The sequence below is a fragment of the Maribacter huludaoensis genome (genome assembly GCF_029350945.1).
GTDB lineage: Bacteria > Bacteroidota > Bacteroidia > Flavobacteriales > Flavobacteriaceae > Maribacter > Maribacter huludaoensis.
In genome coordinates, this window is sequence record NZ_JARKMS010000009.1 from 63,854 (window position 1) to 73,115 (window position 9,262).

Sequence of the window (9,262 nt, forward strand, 5' to 3'; positions counted from 1 at the left end):
AATTGAACTTAATTTATTTTAATGAGACAGCTTAAGATTACAAAACAGGTCACCAATAGAGAGACCGCATCTTTGGACAAGTACTTACAAGAAATTGGAAAAGTGGACTTGATTACCGCTGATGAAGAAGTAGAGTTGGCACAACGCATCAAGGCAGGCGACCAGATCGCTCTTGAAAAACTTACCAAAGCCAACCTCAGATTCGTGGTGTCAGTTGCCAAGCAGTACCAAAACCAAGGACTTACTTTACCGGATTTGATTAACGAGGGAAACCTTGGTCTAATCAAAGCTGCACAGCGTTTTGACGAAACGCGGGGATTTAAATTTATCTCCTACGCCGTATGGTGGATCCGTCAATCTATATTACAAGCTTTGGCAGAACAATCTCGTATCGTTCGTTTGCCATTGAACAAAATTGGCTCTATCAATAAGATCAACAAAACTTTTGCCTTTCTAGAGCAAGCACATGAAAGAATGCCTTCTCCAGAAGAAATTGCAAAAGAGTTGGATATGACCGTTGATGATGTAAAACAATCATTAAAAAACTCAGGTAGACACGTATCTATGGATGCTCCTCTAATTGATGGTGAAGATTCTAACCTTTACGATGTACTTCGTAGTGGTGAGTCTCCAAACCCGGATAAAGAACTGCTACATGAGTCTTTACGTACAGAAATTGAGCGTGCTTTAGAAACATTGACACCACGTGAAGCTGATGTTATTCGTTTGTATTTTGGTCTTGCTAATCAGCATTCCATGACTTTAGAAGAAATTGGTGAAACTTTTGACCTTACTAGAGAAAGAGTTCGTCAAATTAAAGAAAAAGCGATCAGACGATTAAAGCATACGTCTAGAAGTAAAATATTAAAAACGTATTTGGGTTAAAAATCCTTAGCGTTAAAGCTATAAAAATTACATGTTAAATATTCCTCAAATTGGTAATATGGCATATTAATTGTAATTTTAACGGTAACAACAGTTTATCATGACTGTTCGTTTTTTGATTGATGAATAAACTCCGGCTGATTACCGGAGTTTTTTCATTTATAATAGTTTTATAATTCACCTTCTAAAAATTACCCCTTGTAAGATTCTTAACTATCTTAGAAGCTTACACCATGCTAATGAGGCACATATTACTAATTCTTATAATTCTACTATTGTTTAATTCGTGTAAAATATCTAACAACACCAAAGAATATAACAGGTACACTACGCCTGTTGATGAAAATCTCTGGGTTACCTATGGTAAAAATTCCACTTCATTTAAACTATGGTCCCCAAACGCAGAAGAAGTAGTATTAAGATTATTTAAAAAAGGTAATGATGTGGAAGCTTTTGAGATATATTCCCTTAAAAAGTCAACCACTGGTGTATGGCATATAGCAATTCAAGGAGATTTGAATGGAACATACTACACTTACCAAGTAAAAAACAACAATAAATGGTTAGATGAAACTCCCGGTATATATGCAAAAGCAGTAGGTGTTAACGGCAATAGAGCCATGGTGATAAATATGGAATCCACTAATCCTATTGGGTGGCACAATGATCGTGCTCCTCTGTTAAAACAACCAAACAAAGCCATTATTTATGAGCTACATGTACGTGATATGACCATACACCCACAATCTGGTTCATTCTATCCGGGTAAATATTTAGGGTTAACCGAAAAAGGTACCACTGCAAATAATAATGTATCCACAGGTATTGACCATTTAAAGGAACTAGGTATTACACATGTGCATCTTTTACCCTCTTTTGATCACTATTCTATTGATGAAACAAATTTAGATTCTCCACAATTTAATTGGGGATATGACCCAAATAATTATAACGTTCCAGAAGGTTCATTTTCAACAGATCCATTTAATGCGGAAGTACGTATTAAGGAATTTAAACAAATGATCAAATCTTTCCATGACAATGGCATAGGTGTAATTATGGACGTTGTTTACAACCATACGGGCAGAACCGATACTTCTAATTTTAATCTTGAAGTTCCCGGTTATTATTACAGACATTGGCAAGACGGATCTTATTCAGATGCCGCTGCCTGCGGTAATGAAACTGCTTCTGAACTTAGTATGATGCGCAAATTCATGATAGAATCTGTCACCTATTGGACCAAAGAATATCATATTGATGGTTTTAGGTTCGATTTAATGGGCATTCATGACATTGAGACCATGAATAATATTGCTGATGCCGTTCTAAAATTAAACCCTGATGCATTACTTTACGGTGAAGGGTGGACCGCAGGAGATTCTCCTTTACCGGAAGAAAAGCGTGCTCTTAAAAAACACATGCAACAATTACCAAAAATTGCAGCTTTTAATGACGATTTGCGTGATGGACTAAAAGGGTCTGTTTTTGATGACCAGAGTTTAGGTTTCGTAAGTGGTGCCAAGAATAAACAAGAGTCCATAAAATTTGGAATTGTAGGAGCTATTCAGCATCCTGATGTCAACTACGATAGTGTAAATTATTCCAATACCCCTTGGACCAATGAACCTTGGCAATCTATAAATTATGTCTCTTGCCATGACAACCACACACTTTTTGACAAACTGAAAATTTCAAGACCAGATGCTGACGTAGAAACGTTAATAGCAATGGATAAATTAGCGAATGCCATTGTACTGACCTCACAAGGCACTCCGTTTCTACATGCCGGTGTAGAAATGCTACGTACTAAAAATGGGGAACATAATTCCTATAACTTGCCAGACAGCATTAATCAAATTAACTGGAATTGGAAAATTGAGTATAAGGAAGTGTTCAAATACTACAAAAACTTAATTCGCTTACGAAAAGAGCATCCTGCATTTCATATTTCCAATGCAAACGAAGTTCGCGAAAAAGTAAAATTCCAACAGACCAATGATAGCCTTGTTTCTTTCATTATAGATCAGAATGTAAACAATGACAATTGGCAGAAAATACTGATCATTTATAACGCATCAAACAAAAAAATAGATTATAAAATTGAAGGCGTTTGGCATAAAGCCGTTTCAGGTAGTACCTTTGACTTTGAAGGCTTACAATTAGTAAAAGATACCATTCAGGTTCCTGCACTTTCCATGTACGTTGCCTTTCAAAAATGAGTATTATTTGTAATATAATCCAATCATATGAGTTCAGATTCTCAGCCCAATAACCCACTTCACGGTGTAAAGCTCGTGACCATTTTAGAAGAACTTACAGAGAAATACTCTTGGGAAGATTTAGCAGGACAAGTAAATATCAATTGTTTTAAAAGTAACCCTTCTATAAAATCAAGTTTAAAGTTTTTACGTAGAACTCCATGGGCCAGAGAAAAAGTAGAACATTTATACTTACAATCCTTTAAAAAATAATGGGCTTTCATATTGTACTTATAGAACCTGAAATTCCTAACAACACTGGTAATATTGGCAGATTGGCACTTGGCACCGGTTCTACCTTACATTTGGTTAAACCTTTTGGTTTTGAGCTAAGCGATAAACGATTAAAAAGAGCGGGGCTAGATTATTGGCAACATCTTAATGTGGTCATGTATGAAAACGTAGATGCGTTTTTCAAAGAACATGATGACAAAAAAATGATTTTCTTCTCTGCTACCGCAACCAAAAATCATTGGGAAATTGATTTTGAAGATGACATGTTCTTAGTTTTTGGAAAAGAATCTGTTGGGCTACCTAAGACCTTATTAAACAAACATCAAGAAAACACGGTTAAGATACCATTATACAGTACACATATTAGAAGTCTTAATTTGGCAAATGCTGTTGCTATTTCTATTTATGAAGGTTTAAGACAAATCAGCTAAAGCCCGCTCGACTTTACTTTTCAGAGCTGTTTTTTATAAAAAACTACATCATATTCCCTGCATATACATTTGATAAAATAAGCACTTCATTTTTAGAATATTCTAAAGCAAAACGGCGTAATAATCGCTTATCGCATTAATAGGATTCACAAGTCGTTAAAATTTTCCTTTACCCAATTATTCGCAGATTAAATGCTTATTTTCAAGCAACCAATTATTCAAATTATCCACCAAACAACGACTCTTATGACCTCGAAAATTTCGGCAATTGTTGTCCTTTTATTTTATTCCTTTACCTACACTGTATTTGCCCAGAAAAAGAAAGCAAAAAATAATACTCAAGATGTTGTAATCGACAAAGCTTTCTATGAAAATTTGGAATGGCGAAATATTGGCCCCGTACGTGGAGGTCGATCGCTTGGTTCTACGGGCAGCCCTAGCAGACCTAATGAGTATTATTTTGGAGCAACGGGCGGCGGATTATGGAAAACCACTGATGGTGGTAACGAATGGGAACCTGTTACGGACGGGCAAATAACCAGCTCTTCCGTTGGTGCGGTTGCAGTTGCCGAAACCAACCCAGATATTGTTTATATAGGCATGGGAGAAGTTCAATTGCGCGGAAGTATTACTCAAGGTGATGGTGTTTACAAATCTACTGATGCCGGTAAAACTTGGGAACACTTAGGTCTTGAAGAAACCCAAGCTGTTTCAAGAATCAGAATACACCCCACAAATGAGAATATTGTTTTTGTAGCGGCATTGGGCCACCCGTATGGCGACAATGAAGAAAGGGGTGTTTTTAAAAGTATAGATGGTGGAAAAACATGGAAGAAAACTTTATATGTTAGCGATAAGGCGGGTGCTGTAGATTTAATTATAGACCGTAACAACCCAAATGTTTTATACGCCAGCACTTGGCAGGTGCAACGCAAAGCTTGGAAAATGTGGGGCGGTGGCCCGGATTGTAAACTATGGAAATCTACCGATGGCGGAGAAACCTGGAATGATCTGTCTAATAACCCCGGTATGCCCGCAGGACCGTTAGGTAAAATTGGTGTAACGGTATCCCCTGCAGATTCTAACCGTGTATGGGCCATTGTAGAGGCTAATGAAGGTGGTGTTTTTAGATCGGACGATGCCGGTAAAACATGGATCAAAACCAATGACGAAAGAAAACTAAGACAACGCGCATTTTACTATTCTAGAATTTACGCCGACCCTGTTGATAAAGAAACCGTATACGGACTCAATGTTGATTTTTGGAAGTCTACGGATGGTGGGGTAACTTTTGATACTGAAATTAAAGTTCCTCATGGTGACAATCATGATCTTTGGATAGACCCTAACGATCCTAACAGAATGATCTCTTCAAACGATGGCGGTGGCGTGGTAAGTATCAACGGTGGTAAATCATGGACAGAGGAAGATTACACCACAACACAGTTATATCACGTAATGACCACAAACGATGTACCTTACCATGTGGCTGGTGCTCAACAAGATAATAGTACCATTGCCGTACCAAGTGATGGCTGGGGCCATATGCAGGCAAGAGGTCAAGGGGATGGTTGGGCATATGCCGTAGGTGGCGGCGAAAGCGGGTGGATCACCCAACACCCAACCAACTTGGATATATTTTATGCAGGTAGCCAAGGCGCACTCCTAACTAGGTATGATCGTAGTAACGGGCAATCTAGGGATATACAGGTGTATCCACGGTTTTTCTCTGGTGAACCGGCAAGCGCTTTGCCAGAACGTTGGCAATGGACCTTCCCTATTATGTTTGCGCCACAAGATGAAAACGTAATGTTTACGTGCTCCCAACATGTTTGGAAAACAACCGATGATGGTCAATCTTGGGAAAAAATAAGTCCTGATCTTACCTATGCAGAACCATCCACTTTAGGAAAGACCGGAGGTATCATTACCATGGATATGAACGGTCCTGAAATTTACGCAACCGTATTTGCACTTGCCCCATCTAATCATGACATTAATACCATATGGGCAGGATCAGATGATGGAAAAATACATATTACAAGAGACGGTGGCAAAAATTGGTCAGATATTACACCAAAAGAATTACCTAAATTTTCAAGGGTAAGTATTATTGACGAATCTCTTCACAATCCTGGTACGCTTTACGTAGCAGCCAATAGATACCAAGTAGACGACAGGCAACCCTATGTATTTAAAACCCATGATTATGGTAAAACTTGGACTAAAATTATTAATGGTATTGCAGACGGGCATTTTGCAAGAGCTGTTCGTGAAGATCCAGTAAGGGAGGGACTTTTATTTTTAGCAACGGAACATGGCGTATATTTCTCTATGAACGATGGCGAACTTTGGCAAAGCCTTCAACTTAAATTACCAGATACACCGGTAAGAGATTTGGTAGTTAAAGACTATGATGTTGTTCTTGGTACTCACGGAAGAGGCTTCTGGATTTTAGATGATATTCAACCCCTAAGACAGTATTCCCCAGAAATGGTTGAACAAGAAGCTATTCTTTTTAAACCTACCAACGCTATCAGAGGTGTCACCGATGCTTCTATTCAGTATTATCTTAAAGAAGAAAAAGATACCATCACCTTTGAAATTTTCGACGCAAATGACAAATTGATCAACACCTTTACCGGTAGCAAACCAAAATACGAAGTAGACCCTAATTTACCCTATTGGCTAAAAGGAGGCTCTACAAAGCCAACCACCGCAAAAGGGATAAACACGTTCACCTGGGATATGAGATACACAGGAGCTACAACATTTGACGGAATGATTATTTGGAGCGCAAGACCTGCCAGAGGTCCAAAAGCACCCATAGGTTTTTACAAGGTTAAAATGAAGTCCGGAAATTATGAGCAAACCTATTCGTTCAATATAGAAATGGACCCAAATCTAAAAGGCATTACAAAAGAAGATTTGGATGAGCAATTTGAGCTTTCCAATAAAATTATGGAAAAAACCTCTATTGCTAATGAAACGGTAATCAAAATACGTGATATCAAAAAGCAACTTCACGATGCTAAAGATGATATTGAAGCTACTGATTATGAAACGATTGTAACGCCATTTCTAGGTGAGATTACTGAAGTTGAAGAAGCTCTTTACCAAGTTAAAAATCAATCTGGTCAAGATCCTTTGAACTTCCCAATTAAACTCAACAACAGATTGGCATCTTTACGCCGAAGTGTAGAATCTGGAGAAGCAAGACCAACAAACGGTGCCTACAAAGTGTATGAAGAGTTATCGGCAGAACTCACTATAGAATTGAACAAATTGAACGGAATTTTTGACAAATACAAGTCAAAGGTAAATCCTATTCTTATAAAAAGTGGCGGCACGGCAATTGATTGGATTGTAGTTAAAGCAAATCTAAAACCACTGTAGAACGAATTACAAATCCGTATTTTTGTACCGAACAATAAAGGTTTTATAAAATGAAAAAGGCAAGCATAGCGCCATCTCTTTTAGCTGCAGATTTTGGTAATTTACAACGCGATGTAGAAATGGTGAATGCCAGTGAGGCAACGTATCACCATATAGATGTCATGGACGGCGTTTTTGTTCCAAACATATCATATGGTATGCCCGTAGTTAAAGCTATTCAAAAACATGCTACAATTCCTTTAGATGTGCATTTAATGATTGTTGACCCAGATAGGTATTTGGAAGAATTTGCAAAACTTGGAGCGCATATTCTAACCGTTCATTATGAAGCCTGCACTCATTTACATAGAACTATACAAGCCATTAAAGCTTTGGGCATGAAAGCAGGTGTAGCGTTAAATCCGCATACCAACGTATCTCTTTTAGAAGATATTATTCAAGATATTGATGTGGTTTTGATCATGAGCGTTAACCCCGGCTTTGGTGGACAATCGTTCATTGAAAATACTTATGATAAAATAAAAGCTGCAAAGGCAATGATCACCAGAAAAAATTCGTCCGCTTTGATTGAAATTGATGGTGGTGTTACCACGGCCAACTCTCAAAAATTAGTTGATGCCGGCGCAGATATTTTGGTTGCCGGTAGTTTTGTTTTTAAAAGCGAAGACCCAACAACAACTATTAAAGATTTAAAGGGATGAAAACTGAATTTGATATTGTGATCGTTGGCGGAGGACCAATTGGTATAGCATGCGGATTAGAGGCTAAAAAAAACGGACTTTCTTATCTGATCATTGAAAAAGGACCTATTGTAAATTCCCTTTTCCACTACCCTAGCAATATGCAATTTTTCTCTTCATCCGAAAAATTGGAGATAGATGAAATACCATTTATCAGTAAAGAAGCGAAACCTAAAAGAGACGAGGCATTAGAATATTACAGACGAATTGTTACTTCAAATAAGTTGCATATAAATTTGTTCGAAAAGGTTGAGAACGTTCAAAAAAAAGGAGAAATATTCACTATTATATCCAACAAAAATACATACACATCAAAGCAAATTGTGGTAGCAACCGGTTTCTATGACTTACCCAACTTACTGAATGTACCGGGAGAAGACTTAAAAAAGGTTGTTCATTATTACGATAATCCACATTATTATGCCGGGCAAAAAGTTGCAGTTATAGGGGCAAGCAATTCTGCAATTGATGCTGCCTTGGAATGTTACAGAAAAGGTGCCGAAGTTACACTGATCATTAGAGGTCCAGAAGTTGGTCAACGTGTAAAATATTGGGTAAGACCAGATATCATTAATCGTATAGAAGAAGGAAATATTAAAGCCTATTTCAACACAACGGTTAAAGCCATTACCAAAAATAGTATCATTTTGAACACTGATACGGGCGAGGAAGAAATTGAAAATGATTTTGTTTTAGCGCTTATCGGATATAGACCAAATTTTAGTTTCTTAGAAAAATTAGGCGTAAGCATTAGTGAAGATGATAAAAAACTCCCTAAATACAATCCAGAAACCATGGAAACTAACGTGTCTGGGCTATACCTGGCCGGGGTGATATGTGGTGGTATGGAAACCCATAAATGGTTTATAGAAAACTCAAGAATACATGCTAAAATGATTGTGAAAGATATTATAACAAACTCTGTAACCACTTAATCTAAAAATTTTCATTAGGAAACGGTTATTGTTAACAGTGTATGATTGATATTTTATGTAGTGTACTTAACTACGAAATATATTATACTATCACCCTTAGCCTTTTAGAGAATTTCTTATTCTCATTTTTACTACCGTAATGTTGAAGTTAATTTTAACCTAAGTCAAAAGCTTTCAAATACCATATCAAGAGTCTTCTTTGATAGTTATAGAGTCATGAAGTTTTTGACTTATAAATAACCTGAACCAACTTGGTAGCCGATAACGTTACGGTAATTATTGAAAGGATATTTTGGCAGTCCAAGACTTTAAGGTATAAAAAAAGCCCCTTACATTGCTGTAAGGGGCTTTCGAAAAAGGCGGCTACCTACTCTCCCACT

The 9,262-nt window shown here is 37.3% G+C and carries 7 protein-coding genes; all 7 read left to right on the top strand.

Annotated elements, in window-relative coordinates:
- Positions 1–21: 21 nt before the first annotated feature.
- The 7 genes from PXC01_RS18220 to PXC01_RS18250 all read left to right on the top strand — a co-directional run bounded on the left by PXC01_RS18220 (position 22) and on the right by PXC01_RS18250 (position 8,882).
- The gene (locus tag PXC01_RS18220; protein ID WP_276473704.1) at positions 22–885 is read left to right on the top strand and encodes a sigma-70 family RNA polymerase sigma factor; all 864 of its coding nucleotides are present in this window, start codon (positions 22–24) and stop codon (positions 883–885) included.
- Between the two features lie 239 nt (positions 886–1,124).
- Positions 1,125–3,107, top strand: coding sequence for a type I pullulanase (gene pulA, locus PXC01_RS18225; RefSeq protein ID WP_276473705.1), 1,983 nt, complete (start codon positions 1,125–1,127; stop codon positions 3,105–3,107).
- A gap of 27 nt (positions 3,108–3,134) precedes the next feature.
- Positions 3,135–3,359 carry a VF530 family protein gene (locus PXC01_RS18230; protein ID WP_068482283.1) on the top strand — a complete coding sequence of 75 codons (225 nt, stop codon included), beginning with the start codon at positions 3,135–3,137 and terminating at the stop codon, positions 3,357–3,359.
- The gene (locus PXC01_RS18235; protein WP_074669832.1) at positions 3,359–3,811 is read left to right on the top strand and encodes a tRNA (cytidine(34)-2'-O)-methyltransferase; all 453 of its coding nucleotides are present in this window, start codon (positions 3,359–3,361) and stop codon (positions 3,809–3,811) included. The genes PXC01_RS18230 and PXC01_RS18235 overlap by 1 nt, the downstream gene beginning before the upstream one ends.
- A 246-nt stretch (positions 3,812–4,057) precedes the next feature.
- A complete protein-coding gene (locus PXC01_RS18240; protein WP_276473706.1) occupies positions 4,058–7,207 on the top strand; it encodes a WD40/YVTN/BNR-like repeat-containing protein in 3,150 nt (1,049 codons plus the stop codon).
- 50 nt (positions 7,208–7,257) lie between these two features.
- Positions 7,258–7,908, top strand: a complete 651-nt coding sequence (gene rpe / locus PXC01_RS18245) for a ribulose-phosphate 3-epimerase (protein ID WP_071340138.1) — start codon at positions 7,258–7,260, stop codon at positions 7,906–7,908.
- The gene (locus tag PXC01_RS18250; protein WP_276473707.1) at positions 7,905–8,882 is read left to right on the top strand and encodes a YpdA family putative bacillithiol disulfide reductase; all 978 of its coding nucleotides are present in this window, start codon (positions 7,905–7,907) and stop codon (positions 8,880–8,882) included. Before rpe ends, PXC01_RS18250 begins: the two co-directional genes overlap by 4 nt.
- Positions 8,883–9,262 lie beyond the last annotated feature (380 nt).

Bases quoted from the DNA above. Each gene is read 5' to 3' on its own strand.
- PXC01_RS18230 (WP_068482283.1), top strand. From the start codon at position 3,135: ATGAGTTCAGATTCTCAGCCCAATAACCCACTTCACGGTGTAAAGCTC.
- rpe (WP_071340138.1), top strand. From the start codon at position 7,258: ATGAAAAAGGCAAGCATAGCGCCATCTCTTTTAGCTGCAGATTTTGGT.
- PXC01_RS18250 (WP_276473707.1), top strand. From the start codon at position 7,905: ATGAAAACTGAATTTGATATTGTGATCGTTGGCGGAGGACCAATTGGT.
- PXC01_RS18220 (WP_276473704.1), top strand. From the start codon at position 22: ATGAGACAGCTTAAGATTACAAAACAGGTCACCAATAGAGAGACCGCA.
- PXC01_RS18240 (WP_276473706.1), top strand. From the start codon at position 4,058: ATGACCTCGAAAATTTCGGCAATTGTTGTCCTTTTATTTTATTCCTTT.
- PXC01_RS18235 (WP_074669832.1), top strand. From the start codon at position 3,359: ATGGGCTTTCATATTGTACTTATAGAACCTGAAATTCCTAACAACACT.
- pulA (WP_276473705.1), top strand. From the start codon at position 1,125: ATGAGGCACATATTACTAATTCTTATAATTCTACTATTGTTTAATTCG.